The sequence below is a fragment of the Nitrobacter winogradskyi genome (genome assembly GCF_006539545.1).
Taxonomy (GTDB): domain Bacteria; phylum Pseudomonadota; class Alphaproteobacteria; order Rhizobiales; family Xanthobacteraceae; genus Nitrobacter; species Nitrobacter winogradskyi_A.
In genome coordinates this window covers 34814-58544 of the sequence record NZ_BJNF01000073.1, presented here as the reverse complement: position 1 = coordinate 58544, position 23731 = coordinate 34814, and the positions used below count along the sequence as shown (strand labels likewise).

Below are 23731 nucleotides of genomic sequence, written 5' to 3'. Positions count from 1 at the left end.
TTAAACGCCGATGCTTGTCGACAGCCATTGCCATCTGGATTTTCCCGATTTTGCCGATGAACTCGACGCCGTGGTCGCGCGCGCTGAAGCGGCGGGGGTAGGGCGCATGGTGACGATCTCGACCCGGGTGAGGGAGCAGACGAAACTGCTCGTCATCGCGGAACGGTTTTCGAATGTCTATTGCTCGGTCGGCACCCATCCGCATCATGCCGACGAAGAGGACGGCATTTCGATCGACGAGCTCATCGCGCTGACACGCCATCCAAAAGTCGCCGCGCTGGGAGAGGCGGGGCTGGACTATTTCTACGAGCACGGCTCGCACGCTGCGCAGGCACGGGGATTCCGCACTCACATCGCAGCCGCGCGCGAGACCGGTTTACCCTTGGTGATCCACACCCGCGAGGCGGACGAGGACTGCGGTCACATCCTCGATGAGGAAATGGCGAAGGGTGCTTTTCGCGCCGTGCTGCATTGCTACACGGGTGGCCGCGAACTCGCGATGAAAGCGGTCGCGCTCGGATTGTATATCGGCTTCACCGGAATTCTCACGTTCAAGAAATCCGATGCATTGCGCGCGCTCGCCGCGGAGTTGCCCTCGGATCGCATCCTGGTCGAGACCGATGCACCGTATCTTGCGCCCGGCAAGTTTCGCGGCAAGCGCAACGAACCCTCTTATGTCGTGGAGACCGCGAAGGTGCTGGCGTACGCGCGCGGCGTTTCATTCGATGAGATCTCGCGACAAACCACCGAGAATTTCTTTCGGCTGTTCTCCAAGGTACCGCATCCGGATGCAGCCGCATGACGCTGACGCTGACCATTCTCGGCTGCGGCTCGTCCGCCGGCGTGCCACGTCCGGCAATGGGCTGGGGCGCCTGCGATCCCGCGAATCCGAAGAACCGCCGCCGCCGCTGCTCGCTCATGGCCGAACGCATTTCGGAGGAGGGCACGACGCGCGTTGTGATCGACACCTCGCCCGACCTGCGTGAGCAGTTGATCGACGCCAATGTCGATCATATCGACGCGGTGTTCCTGAGTCATGAACACGCCGACCAGACTCACGGGATCGATGACCTCCGCTCGGTCGTCCTGCATCAGGGCCGGCGGATTCCGGTGTATCTCAACAAGTCCACGGCCGTGGATGTCATGCAGCGTTTTGCGTACTGCTTCGAGACACCCGAAGGCAGCTTCTATCCGCCGATACTGGAGCAACGCTCGATTGAGGCGGGCGAGAGCAGGACCATCAACGGCCGCGGCGGCGCGCTCACATTGTCGGCCTTCCTGGTGCAGCACGGTCAAATCACGGCGCTGGGGTATCGGATCGGCGATGCCGTCTATACGCCCGATCTCTGCGATATTCCGCCGGAAAGCTGGCCTGCCTTGGAACATCTCGATCTGTGGATCGTCGATGCGCTACGCTACGCGCAGCACCCTACTCATTTCAGCGTCGCCGATGCGTTGTCCTGGATCGACCGGTTCAAGCCCAAGCGCGCCGTGATCACCAACATGCATTCCGATCTGGATTACGAGATACTGCGACGGGAGCTTCCGGCGAATGTCACGCCGGCGTATGACGGGATGCGTCTCACGATCGATACGGCCTGATGGGGGCAAGCGAGAGATGTCCCTTACCGGAGGAAAGCGAGCGCTCCGCGTGTGTTATCCTGCGAGGGAATCCCGTTCTCGGACTGAAAGATCGACCTCACCGCTGCTCTCAGAAAACTCCGCCAAGCACCGATGAAATATCGATATATTTACGCGGCATCTTATCGACATCATGACCGGATCGACGCCCGCTCCCGACACGCGTTCCTTCGGAGAGGACCGGAAACAGCCGCACAGCAACTCGGAACGAAGTGATCACACCTGCTGCATATGTTGGCGCCGCCATCGCGGAAATCGCCGGTTGCTTCGCATTCTGGGCCTGGTTGCGTCTTGGGAAGTCGGTTTGGTGGCTCGTGCCGGGAATGGCTTCCCTGACGCTGTTCGCTTATCTGCTGACATTGGTCGACAGCGAAGCGGCGGGGCGCGCCTACGCCGCTTATGGCGGCATTTACATCGCCGCGTCGCTTGGCTGGCTCTGGTCCGTGGAAGGCATTGAGCCGGACAGGTGGGATCTCACTGGCGCGCTGATCTGCCTTATAGGAGCCGTGGTCATCCTGTTCGGGCCGCGCGAAATCTGAATAAGCCTCTGATCCTTCGATTAAAAGTCCGACGGCGAAATATCACCAATAATATTCCATAATATACCTTATGCGAATTATACGACGAGCAGCGCGACCTGAGCGGATTGTCGCCCGCGTTTAATTTTATCACTCACGTTCATCGGGCCGTCGAGCAGCATCGGCTCCGCCACGCCGGACAGTCGCAGGCCAACGGTGAAGGTGGTCGTCTTCCAATGGCCATGAGGAACGGCCGCCCGGTATCGCTCGCCGCAAGGTGCTAGCCCTCGCAGCCGCGCCATCTTCGTGGATACCGTGGTCTCGTCGATGAAGATCAGCTTCTCAGGATCGAGATCGAACTGGCCCTCGAACAATCTATGCGGCGGCGAAGGACATCGGGCCGCTGCTGCTCGGCGGCATGCGCCGTCTTTTTTTGAACGTGATGCCGCGCCGGTCGAGAAACAGCCAGACCGTCGACGGCGCAGCCTCCACGCCACGATCGCTAGCAAGGCGCTCCCCGATCTCGGCAAGCGTGATGTCCGGCGTCGCCTTGATGAACCCCAGAATGAAGGGGCGTTCATCAAAGATGCTCTAGTTTGAAATTTAAGGAGCCGACGACCTGCTACGGATCAGCGAGATCGCCATAAAGCGCGCTCGTTGAATCGCACCAGACCTAGGCCTAACCGCCGCAGTGACCAAACTGCCATCATAGATGATGGAAAGCTGCTCAGCAATTTCTCTTGCCGAATTGACTCCCGCGGAGATAAGCATCCGTACGAAAGTATCGCGCACCGCTAACTTGTGAATTCGAACCCATCGAAACGCGGGCAAGTTTCGACCATGCTGTTCAATTGCGGCAACCACAAATATGCAACCTCGGAAGGTCGATTTCGACGCAGCTTCCACCAACAAATCAAACACGTCGCCGATTTTTGTTTCTAACGATGCAGTCTGGCTTTCTATTTTCCGTAGTCGCACGAGAGAGGCTTTGTGACGCGATTCAAGACAGGCCTCCACGAGATCATCTTTGCTTGCAAAGGTGGAATAGAATGAGGCTTTCGCGACACCAGCCTGATCAATCAGTTTATTAATACCCGTTTCATGAATTCCTTCGTTAAAGAAAAGATTGTCAGCCGTAGCGAGTACGCGCTCCCTCACCCCAAGCGCTCGACGCTTTGATCTGTCAAAATGCAGCCTGCCGCGACCTGCGCGAGGCGAGAGTTCTACCTTATTAGTAGTCAGTCCTTTTCCCATCCAATCCTCCAGATCAATGCTGGCGCATAAGTTGCAAGCCATTGCTGCACGAACACTCTTCTCTTTCTGCGTGAAATGATCAACACCTTGTGAGGTTCGATCGTAGAACAAAGTTGACAGGAGCAAACGATGCGATAGCTTGAACAGACTTGTCTGTCTAGCTTCGAATGAAGACATTGGCGGCCTCGAAGAAACGAGGAGCATTTAGGAACGGATCTGTAATGAGGTCGTTCCGTTATCCTCGGAGGAAGCATCGAACATTAACTGACGGAGATAGTGTATGCTTGATTGGGCTAGTGTTAGGAACAAGTTGTCGTCACGCGTCGGCGAACTGCGCAAACTTTCACCTGACACCGTCGATGCCTATCGTATGGCCGGCGGCGCGGGCGCAAAGACCGGGCATCTTGATGAAAAAACGCGCGAGCTTATTTCGCTTGCCGTCGCGGTCACGACGCGCTGCGATGGCTGTATCGCCGTTCACTCGGCAAAGGCGGTGCAGGAAGGTGCGACGCGCGAAGAGATTGCAGAGGCGCTCGGTGTTGCTGTCGCAATGAACACCGGGGCCGCCGTCGTCTTTTCGGCAAGAGTACTCGACGCAGTAGATTCGGTCGAAGGCGCGCGATAGGCCGTTTTGATACGCCCGCGCCCGCCTCCAACCCGGGCGCGGGACACCGGCACCAGTCACCCGTCCTGTGATTCAATCAGAAGCGATAATGCTCTGGGTCGGAATCTTTCCGGAACAGGATATATAACGCCGGCAGCACCAGCAGCGTAAGGATGGTGGACGAGACGATGCCGCCGATCACGACCGTCGCCAATGGCCGCTGGACTTCCGCTCCAGCCCCGGTCGCGATCGCCATCGGAACGAACCCCAGCGAGGCGACTAGCGCCGTCATCAGAACCGGACGCAGCCGGGTCGATGCGCCCTGATGCACGGCATCCCACACCGACTTTCCCTCGCGCCGTAGCCGCTCGATGAACGCGACGATGACCATGCCGTTCAGCACCGCGACACCGGACAGCGCTATGAAACCCACCCCGGCGCTGATCGAGAGCGGCAGGCCGCGCAGCAGCAGCGCCAGCACGCCGCCGGTCAGGGCTAGCGGCACGCCGCTGAAGACCAGCAACGCATCAGCGACCGATCCGAAGCTCATGAACAACAGCAGCAGCACGAGCACCAGCGCGACCGGCACCACAATGGTCAACCGCTGGGTGGCCGAAACGAGCTGCTCGAACTGCCCTCCCCAGCCGATCCAGTATCCCGGCGGCAGCCTGACCTTTTCCGCAACGGCGTGCTGCGCGTCAGCCACGAATGACCCAAGGTCGCGTTCACGAACGTTGGCGGTAACGACGATGCGACGCTTGCCATTCTCGCGACTGATCTGATTGGGGCCCGGCGCGACATCCACGGCAGCGACCGAAGACAGCGGCACGTAACGCATCTGCACCGGCGGCGTCGCCCACGCCACCTTCGTCGCCTCCGCTGCCGCGATCCCGGCTGAAGGCAGCGGAATGGAAATGGCGCGGATCGATTCCAAACGGCCCCTCAGGCTTTCGGGAAGCCGAACGACGATATCGAAACGCCGGTCGCCCTCGAACAGCTTCCCGGCACTCTTGCCGCCGATGGCGATCTCCACGACGTTCTGGACGTCGGCGATGCTGAGGCCGTAGCGCGACAGCGCCTGACGATCGAGCTTGACCGTCAGAATTGGCAGTCCCGACACCTGCTCGGCCTTCACGTCGCTCGCGCCAGCAATGCCCCTGATGACGTCCCTCACCTGCTCCGCCGCCCCCAGCAGAATATCCATGTCGTCGCCGAAGATCTTGATGCCGAGGTCGCTCCGCACGCCTGAAATCAATTCGTTGACGCGCAGCTGAATCGGTTGCGAGATTTCAAAGCTGCTGCCCGGAATTTCATTCGCGGCGACTTCAATTTCCTCCACCAGATCGGACTTCGGCTTCGACGGATCAGGCCACTCCTGGCGCGGCTTCAACATGACGTAGCCGTCCGAGATCGACGGCGGCATGGCATCGGTGGCGACCTCCGCCGTGCCGGTTCGCGCGAAGAAGTCCTTCACCTCGGGTAGCTGTTTTATTCGCCTCTCAAGCGCCATCTGAAGGTCAAGCGATTGCGTCAGGCTGGTCCCGGGTATCCGGATCGCGGCGATCGCGATATCTCCCTCATCGAGTGACGGAATGAATTCGCCACCCATGCGCGTCGCCGCCACTCCGCTGGCGAGGACGATGACCACGGCGACGGCCACAACCATGTGCCGATACCGGATCGCACCATCAAGCAATGGCAGATAAACCTGCTTTGCTCCGCGCATGAAGATGTTCTCCTTTTCGGAGACCTTGCCGGTGACGACGATCGCGACCGCCGCCGGCACGAACGTCACGGAGAAAATCGCGGCGCCCAGCAACGCCATCAGTACCGTGAGCGCCATCGGCGTGAACATTTTTCCTTCAATGCCCGTAAGGGTCAGCACCGGCAGGTACACAACCGCGATGATCATCGTACCGAACAGGCTTGGCTTGATGACTTCGCTGGATCCATCGAGGATAGTCTGCAACCGCTCATTGAGCGCTAGAATCCGGCCCTTCCTCCGCTGCTCTTCAGCAAGAAGCCGCAGGCAGTTCTCGACGATGATGACGGCGCCATCGACGATGATACCGAAATCAATGGCGCCGAGACTCATGAGATTGGCGCTGACTTTCGTTTCGACCATCCCCGTGATGGTGAAGAGCATGGAAAGCGGGATCACGCACGCCGTCACGATCGCCGCGCGAATGTTGCCGAGGATAAGGAACAGAACCGCGATGACGAGAAGCGCGCCTTCGATCAGGTTTTTCTGGACGGTCCTGATGGTCGCATCGACCAGGACGGTCCGATCGTAGACGGTCCGCGTGATCACGCCTTCAGGCAAGGACCTGACGATCTCGTCGAGCTTTGCAGCTACCTGTCTTGCGACGGCGCGACTGTTCTCTCCGATAAGCAGCATAGCCGTACCGAGCACGGTTTCCTTCCCGTCCATCGTGGCTGCGCCGGTCCTGAGATCCCTGCCCTCCTTCACACTCGCCACGTCACGGATACGAACGGGAATGCCCCCGCGCGAACCAATGACGATCTCCTGAATTTCAGCGATGTTGGCGACCTGCCCCGGCGCGCGGACGAGATATTGTTCGCCGTTGCGCTCGATGTAGCCCGCGCCGACGTTGGCGTTATTGGCGGCAAGCGCCGTCATCACGTCGCGAAACCCGAAATTGTAGGCCATCAGGCGTCCGGGATCCGGCAACACGTGAAACTGGCGCTCGTAGCCGCCGATGGTGTTGACTTCGATCACGCCGGGAACGTTGCGAAGTTGCGGCTTGATGATCCAGTCCTGAATGGTGCGCAGGTCGCTCGGCGTAAACTCGCCACCTCCCGCCGTCCGGGCTCCCGTCCTCGCTTCCACGGTATACATGAAGATTTCGCCGAGGCCGGTTGACACCGGCCCCATCGCGACTTCGACGCCGGGCGGCAATTGATCTCGTACGCGCTGGATGCGCTCGTTGACGAGCTGGCGCGCGAAATAGATGTCGGTGCCATCGAGAAAGACGACCGTGACCTGACTCAGGCCGTAGCGTGAGCTCGATCGCGTGTAGTCGAGTTTCGGCAGACCGCCCATCGCGGTCTCGACAGGAAACGTAATCCGCTGTTCGGTTTCCAGCGGCGAATAGCCCGGCGCGCGGGTATTGATCTGGACCTGTACGTTCGTGATGTCAGGTACGGCATCGATGGGAAGCCTCGTGAAATTCCACGCTCCGAGGACGCCGATCCCCAGCACGAACAGCATCATCAGCCATCGCTGGCGAATGGAGAAGGCAAGGACTGCATCAATGACCATGCTCGCCCTCGCCCTTCCCCATCTCCGCTTTCACAACGAAGCTGTTTTCGGCGACATAGGGCTCTCCCGCCGCCATGCCGGCTCGAATCTCCACGAACCTTGCATCGGATTCTCCGACCTCGACCGGACGAGCCTCAATCTTGTCTTTGTCCTCCCGGACGAAAACGACGGTCTTGTTGTCCAGCGTCTGGATTGCTCCCGCGCGAACGGCAACCGGCACGCTGCGTTTTGTCAGCACAAGCCGGGCCGTCACGAACAGGCCCGGACGCAGGCGTCCATCGGTGTTGGTCAGGACGATCCGGGCGATGGCTGTCTGCGTGTCGATCGATCCGATCGGCGCGACATAGGAAATGTGCCCCTTGATGTCCGCGCCGCCGTCATCCGGATCGATCAGCACTTCATCACCGCTCCGAACCCGTTTCAGGTCCTGACGATAGATCGAAAGATCAGCCCAGATCGTCGACAGGTCCGCGACTACGAAGGCAGGCTTCTGTTCCGAGGCATACTCGCCGAGCGATATCTGGCGATCGATCACGGTCCCGCTGATCGGCGCTTTCAGATCGTAAACAGTGAGACTCTGGTTGCTTTCGATCGATGCAAGCAGGTCGTTACCTGCGACGGTGTCCCCGATCCTTTTCCTGATCGACCGGACGATGCCCGGAAACCGCGGCGTAACCTGAACCACAGTCTCCTGATTGGCCCGCAACACGCCGTTGAACGATAGCGTGTCGCTGAGCGTGACCTCTCCGGCCTCGGCAAGCACCGCCCCGGCGGCCGCAAGTTTGACGTCGCTGATCAGGATGCGCTTGGCGCCATGCTCATCCTCCTCGACATGCCCCCGCTTGAACTCATTGATCGTGTGATCGTGATCCTCACGCAATGCGGGAACATCGGGGTCCGTCAGACCCAGCATGCGATAGCCGATCCCTGCGACCGCAAGCACCGCGACAGCCAATATGATTATCGTGAGTGCCTTCATCGAGGGACTCCTCGCGCCAATGCGAACGGATTGCCGACGAGACCTTCGATCGTCGCGACGCCGACGTGAAAGTTCTGTTGCGCCTCCTGCTCACGCAGGCGCGCCTGCGCGACGTTTGCCAGGGCATCGAGCACTTCGAGCAACGAAAAGCGCCCCTGCCCGTATCCTTCGAAGATCGCGTCGGCTGCGCTGCGCGATTTCGGAATCGCAACCTCGCGCAGCACCTTCAGTTCGCGTAACGAACCTTGCAGGGAGTCATAGGCGCGCCCTGCCAGCACAATGAGCGTGTTGCGGTTGGATTCCCGTTCGGCTCTGGTTTTTGCAAGGTTTTCCTGCGCGGAAAGGATGTTGCCCTGATTCTGGTCGTATACCGGGATGGGAACCGAAAGCGAGAGTATGACGGCGTCATCATTGGTCGTGTTGAAATGACGCCAACCTGCGCTGACGCGAACGTCGGGATAGGGCTTCAGCCGTGCCACCAGAAGTTCGGCGTTGCGCTGAGCATAGATGGCGGTCCAACGCATCAACTGCGGATTCGCGTCGATCGCGGCAACCACCGCCTGAAAAGACGGAGGCCGGCCCAGGTCGTCCAACCGTCCCGCAACGGACTGGAATCTGGCGGAGGTATCTCCCATCAACGCGGCAAGTTCGCGCCGGGTGCTGGCAAGCCTCGCCCGAAGCCGCTCGCGGTCTGCTTTCATCAATGCGGATGCGACGTCCGCCCGGCCGATCTCCGCGGATGACGACGCACCAGCCTCCACCCGCCGCTGCAGCAATGGCGTCAACGCATCGATCGCGGCGATCTGCTCGTCCAGAATCTGGATCCTGCGTTGGGCACCGAGAACGCTCAGAAAAGCGACAGCCGTCTCGGACAGGACTTCAAGGCGAACCGCCTTGCGCTGGATCACCGCAGTCTCCACGCCGGCCCGGCCGACGGCAATTCGCGCGTCGCGCTTGCCGAAAAGCTCGAACAACTGGCTGATCTGGAGCGTGGTTTCCGCCGACCGCGTTCCGCGATAATTTCCGGAACCAAGCGAGTTATCCTGCTGATAGGATGCCTCGGGATTTATAAGCATCCCGGCCTGGATACCCCTGCCGGTTGCGATGCCGACATCGCGCCCGGCGGCGTTCAAGCGCGGGTTAGCAGCGAGAGCGCGTTGAAGCGCGGCCCTCAAGGTCAGCGTTTGAGAATACGACGGCGCCATCAGCCAGGGGCTGATCAGCAGCACCGTCGCCCACGCAAGATGCGCGGCGGACTTTAATAGCATGGAAGATCCTGGCGAATAACGGAATCAGGACGTCGATGCGCCCGTGAATGCGTTCAGCCCAGGAGTTTCGGTGGTGGCGTATCGATACCGGGGACAAGATCGGAGGCTTGCGTCATCGCCCGGGGCACGGCGGCGGTTTGATGCTCGATCGCAACAGAGAATAACGGCGGATCGGGCAGCGAGACCTGGAAGCATCCGTGACAGTGATGATCCGCGAGTACTCCCGGCGAGTCGCTGTCCATGTGAGCCGAGGTCATCGAGAGAACGATCCGACTTTCAGGCGCAGGCACATTCATATCGAAACAATGATGCGACGCGCCCGACAATAGATAGGTCACGATCAGAAGCACAACCGCCACCCTGCTACGCAGTGCGCGCAGGCAATAGGTTCGGACATCGTTTGCGGTGAGGATCAAAAGCGCACCCGTCTCAAGTCGGCACTCGTTGTCCGGAGTCTTTATGTTTTGACGCGTTTTCTTCACGCGAACCGGATTCCATCTTCGGGTCAAGCCCGAGGACATGCTTCGCTCGAAAACGCTATAGCACGCTCGCGGACATCAAGTCGACTGCAACACTATAACGCGTCAGACGGCTTCCAATCGGACGGCCGGTTGGAGTCGTCAGGTTTCGTGCCGCCGTCCGGTCCGGCCGCATGACGGGGGTCAAGCGGTCCGCGCCACGTATTCGCGCCAGCCTTTTGCGCGCAACCCGCACGCCGGGCACTCGCCGCAGCCGTAGCCCCAGGCGTACCGCGCACCGCGCTCGCCGAGATAGCAGGTGTGCGAATGTTCACGGATGAGATCGACCAGCCCCGTCCCACCGAGTTCATGCGCAAGCGACCAGGTTTCCCCCTTGTCGAGCCGCATCAGCGGCGTATGCAGTTCGAACTGTCTGGCCATTCCAAGATTGAGCGCGATGCGCAGGGCTCTGATGGTTTCATCACGACAATCGGGATATCCGGAATAATCGGTCTCGCACATGCCGCCGACGATATCCGTCACGCCGCGCCTGTAGGCCAGTGCCGCCGCGAGAGTCAGGAACACCAGATTGCGCCCCGGCACGAACGTATTGGGCAATCCGCCCTCGCTTACTTCGATCGCGACGTTCCGGGTCAACGCCGTATCGGAAATCTCCGCCAGTGTTGGAATGGCGAGCGTGTGGGTTTCGCCGAGTTTTTTCGCCCAATCCGGGCGAATGGACGCCATGCCCGCGAGCAGCCTGTCGCGGCAGTCGAGTTCGATGCCGTGGCGCTGGCCGTAATCGAACCCCAGCGTTTCGACGCGCGCGAACCGTTGCAGCGCCCACGCAAGGCACGTCGCGGAGTCCTGGCCTCCGGAAAACAGCACCAGTGCGGTATGTGAGGTGGTTTCATCAGGCATGGCGACGCAATAGCATCCCACGGCTCCCCGCGCCATCGGTGGGGATTGCGTGGCCGGGTCCCTTGCCTTTTTTGCTGGGACGACGGCGCTGCTTCCGGCATAGAGAAAGCAAGTCCATCCCGATACCGGTGAACCGATGACCACCCCTTCCCGCGATATTTCACGCCTGATCGACATCATGAAGCAATTGAGAACGCCCGGCGCCGGCTGCCCGTGGGATCTCGAACAGACGTTTGCGACCATTGCGCCCTATACCATCGAAGAAGCCTACGAGGTGGCGGACGCGATCGCGCGCAATGATCTGATTGATCTCTGCGACGAGCTCGGTGACCTGCTGTTGCAAGTCGTCTTTCACGCGCGCATCGCCGAAGAGCAGGACTCCTTTTCGTTTGGAGATGTGGTCGAAGCGATCACGCGCAAAATGATCCGGCGGCATCCACATGTCTTTCCCGACGATGCAGGATTCATCGCGCCATCCGATGTGAAAGGAACATGGGAACGCATCAAGGCGGAAGAAAAGGCGGAGCGCACCGCGCGCAAACAGACGAGGGAAACGCCGGCCTCGGGTCTGCTCGCGGACATCAAGGCCGGTCAGCCTGCGTTGACGCGCGCGATGGCCTTGCAGCGAAAAGCTTCGACGGTGGGCTTCGACTGGAACGATCCCCGTGCCGTACTCGACAAGATCCGCGAGGAAGCCGACGAGATCGAGGCGGCGCTCGATCGCGGTGACAGGTCCGACATCGCGTCTGAGACCGGCGATCTCATGTTTGCGTTGGTCAACCTCGCGCGCCATATCGACGCTGATCCCGAAACGGCTCTCCGTGCGACGAACGCGAAATTCGAGCGGCGGTTCGCCTACATCGAACAGGCGCTTGCCGCGAAGGGCCGCTCGCTGGGGGATGCCTCTCTTGCCGAGATGGATGCGCTGTGGAACGAGGCGAAGCAGCAGGAAACGGGTTGAGCATCAGGACGGAAAGTCGCTGCTTATACGCCGGTCTGGCTGATGAACTTGGTGATGAGGTAGGATTCCATCGCCTCGATTCCACCCTCTGAACCATAGCCGGAGTCCTTGACGCCTCCGAATGGATTCTCCGGCAAAGCGAGAGCGACATTGTTGATGGCAACCATGCCGCTCTCAATTGCAGCGCCAATGGCGGTTGCCGTCCTGGTCGAACTGGTGAACGCATAAGACGCAAGGCCGTATGGCAGGCGGTTCGATTCTTCGACGGCCTCGTCGAGGCTCGAGAACGGAGAAATCAGCGCCAGGGGGCCGAATGGCTCCTCATTCATGGCGCGGGCGTCCTTCGACACGTCGGCCAGAACTGTCGGCTCGAAAAAATATCCCTTGTTGCCGACGCGATGCCCGCCCGTCGCAAGCCTGCCGCCCTTCCCGACCGCATCCTGAACAAAACCTTCCACGGCGGAAACGCGCCGCGAATTAGCGAGCGATCCCATTGTTGAATCGGGGTCGAGCCCGTTGCCGACTCTAACCGCCTTGGCGGCTTCCGTGAACTGGTCGACGAAATCCTTGTACACCTTGTCCTGCACGAGAAGGCGCGTCGGCGCGATGCAGACCTGCCCGGCGTTGCGGAATTTAGCGCCCGAGATGATCTTGACCGCGCTTGCAATGTCGGCGTCGTCGAACACGATGGCCGGTGCATGACCGCCGAGTTCCATGGTCGCGCGCTTCATGTGCAGTCCGGCGAGCGCTGCGAGCCGCTTGCCCACCGCCGTCGAGCCTGTGAAGGATATTTTTCTGATGACCGGATGCGGGATCAGATATTCGGAGATTTCGGCAGGCACGCCGAAAACGAGATTGATGACGCCGTCGGGCACGCCCGCGTCGACAAACGCGCGGAGCAGTTCGGCGGGAGACGCCGGCGTTTCCTCGGGGGCCTTGACGATAATCGAGCAACCAGCGGCAAGCGCGGCCGACAGTTTGCGACAGACCTGATTGATGGGAAAATTCCACGGCGTGAAAGCCGCCGCAGGACCGACCGGCTCCTTGATCGCAATCTGGTAGATGCCCGGGCCCCGCGCAGGAATCACGCGGCCATACGCCCTCCGGGACTCTTCCGCGAACCATTCAATGACGTCGGCCGCGGCCAGCGTCTCGATTCTGGCTTCAGCGAGAACCTTGCCCTGCTCCATCGTCATCAGCGTTGCGATGCGCTCGACTCGCTCCCGCATCAAGACAGCCGCCCTACGCATGATCCTGGCGCGCTCGAAAGGCGCGACCGCCCGCCAGATCTTGAATCCCTTGTCGGCAGCGGCAAGCGCCTCATCGAGATCGGCCCGATCGGCATGAGCGACCGTTCCGATCTGTTCTTCGGTCGCGGGATTGAGGACGGCGATCGTCCTGCCGGAGGCGCCGGGGCGCCACCTTCCGTCGATCAGCAGCGATGTATCCTGATAGCTCACGGAAATCTCCTGCGGCTTTCATGCGATTTGATGAACATGGAATAGTCCGACGTTCCGCCGGTCAAGACCATCCTTGCGCGGCCCTGGTTCGGGAGCGAAAGTTAAAGCGGACGTGGCGCCGCGCCATACCGGTTGACGAGTATGTCACGTTTTGTCTCATCGACCCTGACGGTCATGTCGTAACGGCCGTCGCGCAGTTCCTTGGCGAGCACTTCGGAGTTCCGATGCAGCCAGCTGATTGCCGCGCCATCCGAGGCATCGACCGACAGGTCCAGCGTGGTTCGGGTTGCCGCCAGCCGATCCTCGATCGCCGCAAGCAGCGTCTCAACCCCTTCACCGGTTTCGGCGGAAACGAGAAAACGCGGCACATCCGTTGAACGGCGCGCAGCCACGTTCTCCAGGTCTTTGCGCTGATCGACATCGAAACGATCTATCTTGTTCCAGACCTCGATGATGCGAGCGGATCCGTCGGGATCGATGCCGAGTTGATGCAGCACGGTTTCGACATCGTGCTGCTGCGCCTCCGTATCCTCATGCGAAATATCACGAACATGAAGAACAACGTCCGCTTCCATCACCTCCTCCAGCGTCGCGCGGAAAGCAGCGACGAGCTGGGTCGGCAAATTGGATATGAATCCGACGGTGTCCGACAGCATGGCCTTTCCGCCGTGGGGTAGCGCAAGCGAGCGCAGCGTGGGATCGAGCGTCGCGAACAGCATGTCGGCGGCCTGAACGTCCGCGCGCGTCAATCGATTGAACAGCGTCGATTTTCCGGCATTTGTATAGCCAACGAGCGCAACCATGCGATAGGGCACGCGCTGCCGACCGGCGCGATGCAGCCGCCGCGTCGCCTGCACCTTCTTAAGATCGTTTTCCAGTCGCGTGATGCGATCGCCGATCAGGCGGCGATCCGCCTCGATCTGGGTTTCGCCGGGCCCGCCCATGAAGCCGAAACCACCACGCTGCCGCTCGAGGTGAGTCCAGGAGCGCACCAGACGGCTACGCTGATAGTTGAGATGAGCAAGCTCGACCTGAAGCGCGCCCTCTTTGGTCTTGGCGCGGCGCCCGAAGATTTCGAGGATCAAGCCCGTGCGGTCCAGCACCTTTGTGCTCCAGGCCTTTTCAAGGTTGCGCTGTTGAATGGGCGACAGCGCGCAGTCCATCACCACGAGACCGACTCCATCGGCGGCGATCAAGCCCTTCAACTCCTCGACCTTGCCCTTGCCCAGATATGTCGCGGGCCTGATCTGGCTGACGGGAGCAACGATCGCCCGAACCACATGAAGGTCGATCGCCCGGGCGAGACCGGCGGCTTCATCCAGCCGGGCATCGGTATTGCGCACGGATCGTCGCGGCGTTTCGGCATCGCCGCCCCGCGTCCGCACATATGGGCCGATGACGATCGCTCGTCCGGTGGGCTCGCCCCGCATCGACCCTGATGAGTCGGTGCTCCCCTCGAACTGGCGGGGGTCCAATCAGGAAACTTTCAAGTATGTGCTCAAAGCGGAGCGTCCTCGCCGCCTTCAAACAACTGGATCGGAGCACCCGGCATGATGGTCGAAATCGCGTGTTTGTAGACCAGTTGTGAATGACCGTCGCGCCTGAGCAGCAGGCAGAAATTGTCGAACCAGGTCACGATTCCCTGGAGCTTGACTCCGTTTACCAGAAAGATCGTCAGAGGCGTTTTCGTCTTACGAACGTGGTTGAGGAAAGTGTCCTGTAGGTTTTGTGCGCGGTCTATCGCCATTTTTGTTATCCCGCAGTTTAACTTTGCTTTTTGGAGCCGGAAGCAGCCCTCCCGAGCTTTTCATGGCCCGCCGGCTCCCCCTTGAGATCCTCCTCATGGACCCGGCCCTTCGGATTAGAAGGCAGAGTATGATGTTACGCAAGCCGGTTCGGGTCCGCAGGTTTACCCGGATACACAAAAACCATCAGGAAAATGCCGAAAAGCGGTGGAATTCCTCCCGAATCCGCCTTGCAATACCGCCCGGCTGACCATCCCCCACCACCTGGCCGTCGATCGCGACCACGGGCATGACGATCTGAGAAGCCGAGGTTACAAACGCTTCCGCCGCCTCGCGGGCTTCCGCCGGCGTGAACGGGCGCTCTTCAAGCCTGATCTGAAAAGCCCTCAGGACTTCCACGAGAACAGCCCGCGTGATGCCCGCCAGAATGCCCTGGTCCACCGACCGGGTGACGGCCCGGCCGTCTTTCGTCACGATCCAGGCGTTGCTCGACGCGCCTTCGGTGACGAACCCGTCGCTATCGACATACCACGCCTCATGGGCTCCCTTTTCCCGCGCCTGCTGCTTTGCCAGCACATTTGGCAGCAGCGACACCGACTTGATATCCACCCGCGGCCAACGATTCTCCGGCAGCGTAATGACAGTAATGCCGGCGGCGGCGGCTTGCTGCTTTTTCTCATAATCCAGCGCACGAGCCGTGATGACGACGCCCGGCTTGACCGGGTGCGGCGGAAACGCGTGATCGCGCCGGGCCACGCCGCGAGTCACCTGCAGATACACGATGCCGTAGGTCACGCGATTCCGCCGCACGACCTCGCGCATGATGATGCCGAGCGCCACGATCGGCATCGGTTCGGCGATCCGCAGTTCGCGCAGCGACCGCTGCAATCGGGCCATGTGCCGGGGGAAGTCAACCAGCCTCGCGCCGCGCACCTCGCAAACTTCATAAACACCGTCGGCAAACTGATAGCCGCGATCCTCGACGTTGACGCAGGCATCGCGCAGATCGCGATATCGGCCGTTGACATAAGCGATGCGCGACATGGGGTGAGTTCGTCTCGGAGTTCTAGTTCACGCCGAGCGCCTTGAGTTTGCGATGCAGCGCCGAGCGCTCCATGCCGACAAACTCCGCCGTCCGGGAGATGTTATTGGAGAAGCGGCTGATCTGCGCGATCAGATAGTCGCGCTCGAAAACCTCGCGGGCCTCGCGCAGCGGCAAGCCCATGATGTGTTCGCCATTGACGCCCGACGGCATCGCCGGAACCATGGAGCCGACATCCTGCGGCAACATATCCGCGGTGATGACGACCTCCGGTCCCCCGCCGGCCAGGATCATCACGCGCTCGACATTGTTTCGGAGTTGGCGGACGTTGCCCGGCCAGACATGCGATTGCAGCACCGCCATCGCGTCATCGCCGATCTGGCGCTTGGGCAAACCGCTCGTGGCGGAGATATGGTCCATGAAAAATTCGATCAGTTCGGGAATATCCTCGCGGCGTTCGGACAATGGCGGAACGCGGATCGGCACTACCGACAGCCGGTGATAGAGGTCTTCACGGAACCTGCCCGCTGCAATCTCCTCCTCCAGATTGCGCGCTGTCGACGAGATGATGCGCACATCCACCTTGATCTTGGTCGCGCCGCCCGAGCGCTGAAAGGTCTGATCGACCAGAACCCGCATGATCTTGTTCTGAGTTTCGCGCGGCATATCGCCGATTTCGTCGATGAACAGCGTTCCGCCATGCGCCTCTTCCAGCGCGCCTGCCTTGCGAGGCTGCTGACCATCGCTCTGCTCGACGCCGAACAGTTCGGTCTCCATTCGCTCCGGCGTGATCGCGGCAGCGTTAATGACGACAAACGGACCCTCGGCACGGCCCGACTGATTGTGAAGCGTTCGCGCCGCCAGTTCCTTGCCGGATCCGGAGGGGCCGACGATCATGATGCGGCTGTTCGCCTTCGCCGCGCGCTCGATGGTTTGCCGAAGCTGGTTCATGCATGGCGAACGCCCGACCAGTGTGCTTGCCGCAGGCGCAAGCTGCTTCAATTCACGAACCTCGCGCTTGAGACGTGAGGTTTCAAGCGCACGCGTCGCCACCAGAATCAGGCGGTCGGCCTTGAACGGCTTTTCAATGAAGTCGTAAGCGCCGCGTTTGATGGCCGCGACCGCCGTTTCGATGTTGCCATGACCGGAGATCATGACGACGGGCATATCGGGGCTGTCCTGCTTGATCATTTCCAGCAGCTGGAGCCCATCGAGCTTGCTGCCTTGCAGCCAGATGTCGAGAAACACCATGTGCGGACGGCGGCTTGAAACCTCCGCCAACGCCTCATCGCTGTTGCGCGCGGTTCGGGTCGTGAACCCCTCGTCTTCCAGGATGCCTGCGACGAGGTCGCGAATGTCCGCCTCGTCGTCAACAATCAGAATGTCGTGTGCCATGAATTGGATCCGCCTCGTCAGCCGCCGGTAGCAACCTCAGTCTTTGTATCTTCTCCGGTCAGGGTATCCCCGTTAGTCGCTCCATCATCTCCAATGGTTCCCGCATTCGCTGGCCCCGTTGCTGCAAACCGCAACCGCATCCAGGCTCCCCGCGCTTCCGGCCTGATCGCCGACGCGTCGTTGAGCTCGAGCTTTCCGCCATGGTCTTCCAGGACGCGCCCCACGATCGCAAGACCAAGGCCGGTACCTTTTTCGCGTGTCGTCACGTAAGGCTCCAGCAGCCGCGCGCGCGCGACTTTCGGTAAGCCGACACCATTGTCGATCACGTCAATGATGATGTCGTCCTCTTCCTGCGCGGCGATGACATCGATCCGGCCTTTTCCGAGCACCTCCGGCGGCACGACTTCGATGGCTTCGGCCGCGTTCTTGATGATATTGGTCAGCGCCTGCGAGATCAGCCGCCGGTCAAACTGCGCGCGCATCGGTTCCTGCCTGATGTCGGCTTCGATATCGATCTCGGGATGCCCGACACGCATGAGGAAAACTGTCTGGCGGACCGTATCGGCGACATCCTCTCCTTCCATCACAGGCTTCGGCATTCGCGCGAAACGCGAGAACTCATCGACCATCCGCCTGATATCCTCGACCTGACGCACGATCGTGTCGGTGCATTGCTCGAAGATCGGCTTGTCCTGAGTGATCACCTTGCCGAATTTGCGGCGGATGCGCTCGGCCGAAAGCTGTATCGGCGTCAACGGATTCTTGATTTCGTGAGCGATTCGTCGCGCCACGTCGCCCCAGGCGGACGTGCGCTGCGCGGTCACAAGCTCCGTGATATCGTCCAGGGTGATGATGTAGCTGTCACGCGATTGACTGGTTTGCTCTGCACTGACGCGCACCGAGATATTGCGCTCATTGCCGTCGCGATTAAGCGTGATCTGGCCCTGCACCAGCCGCTGCGCCCCTTCCCTCGCCGTCTGCATGAGATCACTCAGCTCGGGAATCACTTCGGACAACGGATGCCCCAGCGTTTCCGATTCGGAATGGCCGATCAGCTTCTCCGCCGAGCGGTTCAGGATGCGGATGGTATTGGCGCCGTCGACACCGATGATGCCGGCGCTGGCCGACGACAGCACCGCCTCGATGAAACGGCGCCGGCTGTCGATCAGGCCGCTCGCATTAACGAGTTCGTCGCGCTGGGTGCGCAATTCGGCGGTCATCTTGTTGAAGGTCTCGCCAAGCTGGGCCAGGTCGCCTTCGGATTTCAAAACAGGAACCTGAACATTCAGGTCGCCGGTGGATACGAGGTTGGCCGCGTTCATCAGGCGTCGGACGGGAGCGACGAACCGGTCCGCGAAATTCAGGCCGAGCAATACCGACGCCATCAGAATGGTCAGCGCAATCACAGCGAACATCAGCGCGAGCGCCACCTGGATGCCGAGACGCCGGGCCTCGATCGTGGCGTATTCAACAATGCTCGACTCGGTCTGCTTCAGTTGCGAGACGACATAGGGATCGAGCAATCTCGCGACGTAAAGGAACGTGTCCTGAAACGCGCGAAGGCGAATGACGGCGGCGACGTAGTTCGCCTCCGGAATGAGCGCGATCTGCGGATCGTCCTCGTTCACATTCTTGAGAATGTCGGGATTCGGTGTGTCGTAAGCCCGCTTGATGCCGGTTTGCGCCGATACGAGCAGGTGGCCGTCCTTGTCGATCAGCATCGCGCCGGGAAGGTTGCGAGCCTTGGCGCTCGAGGTCAGGAGCTGGAGAAATGTCACGCGGTCCTGATCGTACAGCGGCCGTGCGTTGGAAATGTCGTTGGCCATGCCCAGGATATCGCCCCGGATCAGTTGGGCGTGCTCATTCGCATAGGCGTGCGCGACGATCCGCGAGTTTTCAATGACCTCCTTGATCGGTCCTGAAAACAGACGGTCGAGGCCGCGGTCGATCGTGACGCTGGCGACGACCGAAACCACGACCGCCGGCAGCACGGCGATGATCGAGAACAGACCGACGACCTGAACATGCAGCTTCGCCGCGGCGCGACCCCGGCGGCGGGCTTGCACGACACGCCAGACCTCGCGGGCGATGATGCCAACAAGCAGAAGGATGATGCCGGCGTCGACCAGCAGGAACGTAATGACCACCCGGTGCGTCGGCTCGATCGGCGTGAGGCCGACCAAAACCACGAAGGTAAGGAATGCCGAAAGCAGCGCCAGCCCGATCGCGACGGGCGCCAATAGCCGGCGGATCGTCCAGCCACGCGACTCGGCGAGTGTCGGATCGTGCGAGGGAACCGGCGTGTCTGCTGTGGTCATCCGCGTGAAAGCTGGGCGTTTAGGCTGGCGTTGGTGCAACCAGCGAACTGATGCAATCGTACAACAATGTTGCACAATTGGGACATTTCCGCGGCGCTAACGGCAGCCGCGACCGACAACGGATTCTTCGCTCGAAAACGCTCTACCCTCCGGACCGGTAGACCTGGATATCCAGATCGCGGATTTTTTTGCGGAGCGTGTTGCGGTTCAAGCCTAAAAGCTCGGCGGCGCGAATCTGGTTGCCACGGGTCGCCGCCAGCACGGCGGTGAGAAGCGGGACCTCGATCTCCCTGAGAACGCGATGATACAGGCCCGGCGGCGGAAGCCCGTTCGGGGAGTCTGAGAAAAGCGACGACATGTAGATCTCGACGGCGCCACCGAGGCTATTGATGTTTTGTCCGGTGCTTCCTGAGGTCACCTCGGGAGATGCAAGCTCGCAATCGATCACCGGAGCGGTGATGATATCCTGCGGGTAGAGCGCGGCCAGCCTGCGCGCGAGGTTTTCAAGCTCGCGGACGTTGCCGGGCCAGCGGTGCCTCTTCAAGCGTTCGAGCGCAAGCGCGTCCAGATTCTTGGGCGGCAGTCCATCCTTTTCGGCAAGCACGAAAAAGTGCCTGATCAGATCCGGCAGATCCTCGATGCGTTCGCGGAGCGGTGGCAGGCGCAGCGGCACCACGTTGAGGCGGAAAAAAAGATCCTCGCGAAACAGCCCCTGCTGAATCAGGACACGAAGATCCTTGTTGGATGCGGCAACGATACGGACATCCGTCTTGATGGCCGTCCTTCCCCCGACGGTGGAATATTCACCTTGCTGAAGTACGCGAAGCAGACGTGTCTGCGCCTCCATCGGCATGTCGCCGATTTCGTCGAGAAAGAGAGTCCCTCCTTCTGCCTGCTCAAAACGACCAGACGCGCGGGCGTTCGCGCCCGTGAAAGCGCCGCGCTCGTGACCGAACAACTCCGATTCGATCAGGTCGCGGGGAATCGCCGCCATATTGACAGCGACGAAAGGGCCGCTGCGACGCTTGCCGTAGTCGTGAAGCGCGCGCGCGACAAGTTCCTTGCCGGTGCCGGACTCACCGGAAATCATCACGGTCAGGTCCGTCTGCATCAGCCGCGCCAGCACACGGTAGATTTCCTGCATGGCGGGGGATCGACCGATCAGCGGCAGGGAATCGCCTTCATTCTCGTCGCTGCGGCTGGCCGCGCTCTCCTTCGGCTCGGCAAGCGCACGGCCGACGATTGCGATCAGTTCCTTGAGATCGAACGGCTTGGGAAGATATTCGTACGCACCGCGCTCGGAGGCGCGGATCGCCGTCATGAAGGTGTTCTGCGCGCTCATCACGATGACCGGCAGGTTCGGCCTGATTTTCTTGATGCGAGGCAGAAGGTCGAAAGCGTTCTCGTCCGGCATCACCACGTCGGTGATGACGATATCACCTTCACCCTGGCTGACCCATCGCCACAGCGTTGCGGCATTCCCGGTCAGGCGCACATCATATCCGGCGCGCGACAACGCCTGATTGATCACCGTACGGATGGCCCCGTCATCATCGGCGACAAGTATGTTTGCTGGAGACATTTTGTCCTCATGCTGGATGGCGTGCGGAGCGTGACGGCATTCCGGCCGCCGCAGCGTCATCGCCCTGCCGGTGTACCGGACCGGAATCGAACATCGGCAGCAGGATCCGGAAGTTGGTCTTGCGCGGCTGCGACTCGCACTCGACAATGCCGCCATGATCCCCGACGATCTTCGCGACCAGCGCCAGACCGAGCCCGCTGCCGGTCTGCTTGGTGGTGACGAACGGATCGAACAGGTTTGGAAGCAGATCCTCCGCCACGCCGGGACCATTGTCCTTGACGCAGAATTCCAGTGGCAGCGAAACCCGCGTTTTCTTGCCCGGAAGAGAAAGGCGCAAGCCGGGACGGAATGCGGTCGTGAACTGGATTTCTCCCTCTTCTCCGAGATCAGAAACAGCTTCGGCGGCATTCTTGACAAGGTTCAGAAAGATTTGAACCAGTTGATCCCGATCGCCGAGAACCGGCGGAAGCGACGGATCGTAATCCACGGTGAACCTGACGTTTCGCGCGAAGCCCGACTGCGCGAGCCGTTTGACATGATCGAGCACCGCGTGAATGTTGACCGGGTCCCGCCTGATCGGCCGCTCGTCGCCGAATACCTCCATGCGATCGACCAGCGTGACGATACGGTCCGCCTCGTCGCAGATCAGCCGGGTCAGCATTCGATCGTCCGGCGTCGCCCCCTGTTCGAGAAGCTGCGCCGCGCCGCGGATGCCGGAGAGCGGGTTCTTGATTTCGTGCGCGAGCATGGCTGCAAGCGCCGTCACCGAGCGCGCCGCGCTGCGATGGGTCAACTGCCGATCCATCTTGTCGGCGATGGTGCGCTCCTGGATCATCACCACGATGTGGGCCGGCCGTTCCGTCAGGGGCGCGACATGCAGGTCGACCTGACGGTCACGGCCGATCCTCGGCGTGCCGAGGTCAACCCTGAACTCGTTGACGGGCGCGCCGCTGTCGCGAACCTGATCGATCAGGGTCAGGAGCGGACTGCCGAAGGGAATAAGCTGCTTCAACGGCTCGCGTTGCAGGAACTGCTTCGACATCTCAAAGAAGGACTCCGCCGCCATGTTGGCGTCAACGATCCGGCCGTCGGGCGCGATCAGCAGCACAGGGTTTGGAAGCGCATTGAGAATGGCTTCGCCATCGGAAGATGGGACCCGCGGATGCTGCGCGATCGACATCATGCCGCGGCCCTCCACGCGAAATCGTCGAACGCATCCACCAGTAACCGCTGTACGCCGGAGGGATCATCGGCCGTCAGAACTTTCGTCCGCCACGATTTCCGGACCGGTGTCGGCACGGCGCCAAGCGCCGCCGCCGTATCGAGCGCCCAGCCAAGATGCTTTCGCGCATGACGAAGCCCGATGCGCAGGCCGTAATGCAGAAGCAGTTCGTCATAAAGCGCGCGGATGTAAGCCAACTGATCCGTGAGCGAAGGATGCGGTTCTTCGATGCCGGTTTCGAGCCGCCGCCCGATCTGACCCGGCAGCCAGGGACGGCCCTGCGCGCCGCGGCCCACCATGACTGCATCGGCCCCCGACGCCTCCAGCGCAGCAACGGCTGCGTCGAACGAGGTGATGTCACCGTTGACGACGACGGGAACGCGGACCGCTTCCTTCACGGCTTGCACGGCCCGCCAATCGGCGCGGCCTTTGTAGAACTGGCAGCGCGTCCGGCCGTGAACGGTAATCATCTGCACGCCGGCGGATTCGGCTCGCCGCGCCAGCGAAGGCGCATTGAACGAGTGGTCGTCCCATCCGAGGCGCATTTTGAGTGTGACCGGCACGTTCACCGCGCCAACCGTCGCCTCGATCAGGTCGAGGGCATGGTCGGGATCGCGCATCAGGGCCGAACCCGACTGGCCGCCTGTCACGTGGCGGGCGGGACAACCCATGTTGATATCGACGATGTGCGCGCCGGCCGCCTCGGCGATCCGCGCGGCTTCCGCCATCCAGCGCGTCTCGCAGCCGGCAAGCTGAACGACGTGCGGCCCGTGACCGGTGGCTTCGCAGCGAAGCACGGACATCGGACGCCCGCGGACGAGATCGTCGCTCGCGGTCATTTCGGATACGACGAGCGCCGCCCCCAGCGCTTCGGCAAGGTGCCGGAACGGCCTGTCCGTGATCCCCGACATCGGCGCAAGAAGAACGCGGTTGCGGATGGAAATATCTCCAACCGCGAACGATCCGAGACTTGATGACGGTGGGGGACCTGTCAGGCTTGTGCTCATGGTCCAATCATTCCGTCGCTACGTTCTGACTAGCTTATTTATTAGGCATGATGAATTTATGCCTACACAATAG

The 23731-nt window shown here is 61.0% G+C and carries 20 protein-coding genes and 1 pseudogene; 5 read left to right on the top strand and 16 right to left on the bottom strand.

The features are described 5' to 3' along the window. Window positions 1–10 precede the first annotated feature (10 nt). The 3 genes from NWI01_RS13555 to NWI01_RS13545 all read left to right on the top strand — a co-directional run bounded on the left by NWI01_RS13555 (window position 11) and on the right by NWI01_RS13545 (window position 2180). Window positions 11–802, top strand: a complete 792-nt coding sequence (locus tag NWI01_RS13555) for a TatD family hydrolase (RefSeq protein ID WP_141384343.1) — start codon at window positions 11–13, stop codon at window positions 800–802. Continuing rightward, window positions 799–1602 carry an MBL fold metallo-hydrolase gene (locus NWI01_RS13550; RefSeq protein ID WP_141384341.1) on the top strand — a complete coding sequence of 268 codons (804 nt, stop codon included), beginning with the start codon at window positions 799–801 and terminating at the stop codon, window positions 1600–1602. The genes NWI01_RS13555 and NWI01_RS13550 overlap by 4 nt, the downstream gene beginning before the upstream one ends. Before the next feature lie 251 nt (window positions 1603–1853). Continuing rightward, on the top strand, window positions 1854–2180 hold the full coding sequence (locus NWI01_RS13545) for a YnfA family protein (protein WP_141384340.1): 327 nt from the start codon (window positions 1854–1856) through the stop codon (window positions 2178–2180). 137 nt (window positions 2181–2317) lie between these two features. Here the strand turns inward: NWI01_RS13545 and NWI01_RS13540 are convergent. Both NWI01_RS13540 and NWI01_RS13535 read right to left on the bottom strand, forming a co-directional pair. Continuing rightward, a pseudogene (locus NWI01_RS13540) lies at window positions 2318–2729 on the bottom strand (IS630 family transposase); the annotation flags it as partial. Window positions 2730–2762: 33 nt separating this feature from the next. Then, a complete protein-coding gene (locus tag NWI01_RS13535; RefSeq protein WP_244613760.1) occupies window positions 2763–3590 on the bottom strand; it encodes a TetR/AcrR family transcriptional regulator in 828 nt (275 codons plus the stop codon). A 103-nt stretch (window positions 3591–3693) separates the two neighbouring features. On the opposite strand from NWI01_RS13535, the gene NWI01_RS13530 reads away from it, so the two are divergent. Further along, complete coding sequence (locus NWI01_RS13530) at window positions 3694–4038, top strand: carboxymuconolactone decarboxylase family protein (protein WP_141384339.1); 345 nt, start codon at window positions 3694–3696, stop codon at window positions 4036–4038. A gap of 76 nt (window positions 4039–4114) precedes the next feature. Here the strand turns inward: NWI01_RS13530 and NWI01_RS13525 are convergent, their stop codons facing one another. The 5 genes from NWI01_RS13525 to queC all read right to left on the bottom strand — a co-directional run bounded on the left by NWI01_RS13525 (window position 4115) and on the right by queC (window position 10926). After that, window positions 4115–7300, bottom strand: a complete 3186-nt coding sequence (locus NWI01_RS13525) for an efflux RND transporter permease subunit (RefSeq protein ID WP_141384338.1) — start codon at window positions 7298–7300, stop codon at window positions 4115–4117. Beyond that, window positions 7290–8279 carry a divalent metal ion exporter adaptor subunit IhpB gene (gene ihpB, locus NWI01_RS13520; RefSeq protein ID WP_141384337.1) on the bottom strand — a complete coding sequence of 330 codons (990 nt, stop codon included), beginning with the start codon at window positions 8277–8279 and terminating at the stop codon, window positions 7290–7292. Before ihpB ends, NWI01_RS13525 begins: the two co-directional genes overlap by 11 nt. After that, complete coding sequence (gene ihpA / locus NWI01_RS13515; RefSeq protein WP_141384336.1) at window positions 8276–9547, bottom strand: divalent metal ion exporter subunit IhpA; 1272 nt, start codon at window positions 9545–9547, stop codon at window positions 8276–8278. Before ihpA ends, ihpB begins: the two co-directional genes overlap by 4 nt. Window positions 9548–9600: 53 nt before the next feature. Then, on the bottom strand, window positions 9601–9963 hold the full coding sequence (locus tag NWI01_RS13510; RefSeq protein WP_244613759.1) for a hypothetical protein: 363 nt from the start codon (window positions 9961–9963) through the stop codon (window positions 9601–9603). A gap of 246 nt (window positions 9964–10209) precedes the next feature. Then, window positions 10210–10926 carry a 7-cyano-7-deazaguanine synthase QueC gene (queC, locus tag NWI01_RS13500; RefSeq protein WP_141384335.1) on the bottom strand — a complete coding sequence of 239 codons (717 nt, stop codon included), beginning with the start codon at window positions 10924–10926 and terminating at the stop codon, window positions 10210–10212. A 136-nt stretch (window positions 10927–11062) separates the two neighbouring features. Between queC and mazG the strand changes: the two genes are divergently transcribed. Continuing rightward, window positions 11063–11887 carry a nucleoside triphosphate pyrophosphohydrolase gene (gene mazG, locus NWI01_RS13495; protein ID WP_141384334.1) on the top strand — a complete coding sequence of 275 codons (825 nt, stop codon included), beginning with the start codon at window positions 11063–11065 and terminating at the stop codon, window positions 11885–11887. A 23-nt stretch (window positions 11888–11910) separates the two neighbouring features. Here the strand turns inward: mazG and NWI01_RS13490 are convergent, their stop codons facing one another. The 9 genes from NWI01_RS13490 to dusB form a co-directional block, all read right to left on the bottom strand. Then, the gene (locus NWI01_RS13490) at window positions 11911–13347 is read right to left on the bottom strand and encodes an NAD-dependent succinate-semialdehyde dehydrogenase (protein ID WP_141384333.1); all 1437 of its coding nucleotides are present in this window, start codon (window positions 13345–13347) and stop codon (window positions 11911–11913) included. A 101-nt stretch (window positions 13348–13448) separates the two neighbouring features. After that, on the bottom strand, window positions 13449–14777 hold the full coding sequence (gene hflX, locus NWI01_RS13485) for a GTPase HflX (RefSeq protein ID WP_141384332.1): 1329 nt from the start codon (window positions 14775–14777) through the stop codon (window positions 13449–13451). A gap of 68 nt (window positions 14778–14845) precedes the next feature. Beyond that, window positions 14846–15094 (bottom strand): RNA chaperone Hfq, encoded by a 249-nt coding sequence (hfq, locus tag NWI01_RS13480; protein WP_009797508.1) that lies wholly within the window; start codon window positions 15092–15094, stop codon window positions 14846–14848. 184 nt (window positions 15095–15278) lie between these two features. After that, window positions 15279–16136 (bottom strand): D-amino-acid transaminase, encoded by an 858-nt coding sequence (locus NWI01_RS13475; protein WP_141384331.1) that lies wholly within the window; start codon window positions 16134–16136, stop codon window positions 15279–15281. A gap of 22 nt (window positions 16137–16158) precedes the next feature. After that, window positions 16159–17529, bottom strand: a complete 1371-nt coding sequence (gene ntrX, locus NWI01_RS13470) for a nitrogen assimilation response regulator NtrX (protein ID WP_141384330.1) — start codon at window positions 17527–17529, stop codon at window positions 16159–16161. 17 nt (window positions 17530–17546) lie between these two features. Further along, on the bottom strand, window positions 17547–19847 hold the full coding sequence (locus tag NWI01_RS13465) for a sensor histidine kinase NtrY-like (protein ID WP_141384329.1): 2301 nt from the start codon (window positions 19845–19847) through the stop codon (window positions 17547–17549). Between the two features lie 142 nt (window positions 19848–19989). Further along, on the bottom strand, window positions 19990–21429 hold the full coding sequence (ntrC, locus tag NWI01_RS13460; RefSeq protein WP_141384328.1) for a nitrogen regulation protein NR(I): 1440 nt from the start codon (window positions 21427–21429) through the stop codon (window positions 19990–19992). 7 nt (window positions 21430–21436) lie between these two features. Continuing rightward, window positions 21437–22612 (bottom strand): two-component system sensor histidine kinase NtrB, encoded by a 1176-nt coding sequence (locus NWI01_RS13455; protein WP_141384327.1) that lies wholly within the window; start codon window positions 22610–22612, stop codon window positions 21437–21439. Beyond that, window positions 22609–23658, bottom strand: a complete 1050-nt coding sequence (gene dusB, locus NWI01_RS13450) for a tRNA dihydrouridine synthase DusB (protein ID WP_141384326.1) — start codon at window positions 23656–23658, stop codon at window positions 22609–22611. The genes NWI01_RS13455 and dusB overlap by 4 nt, the downstream gene beginning before the upstream one ends. Window positions 23659–23731 lie beyond the last annotated feature (73 nt).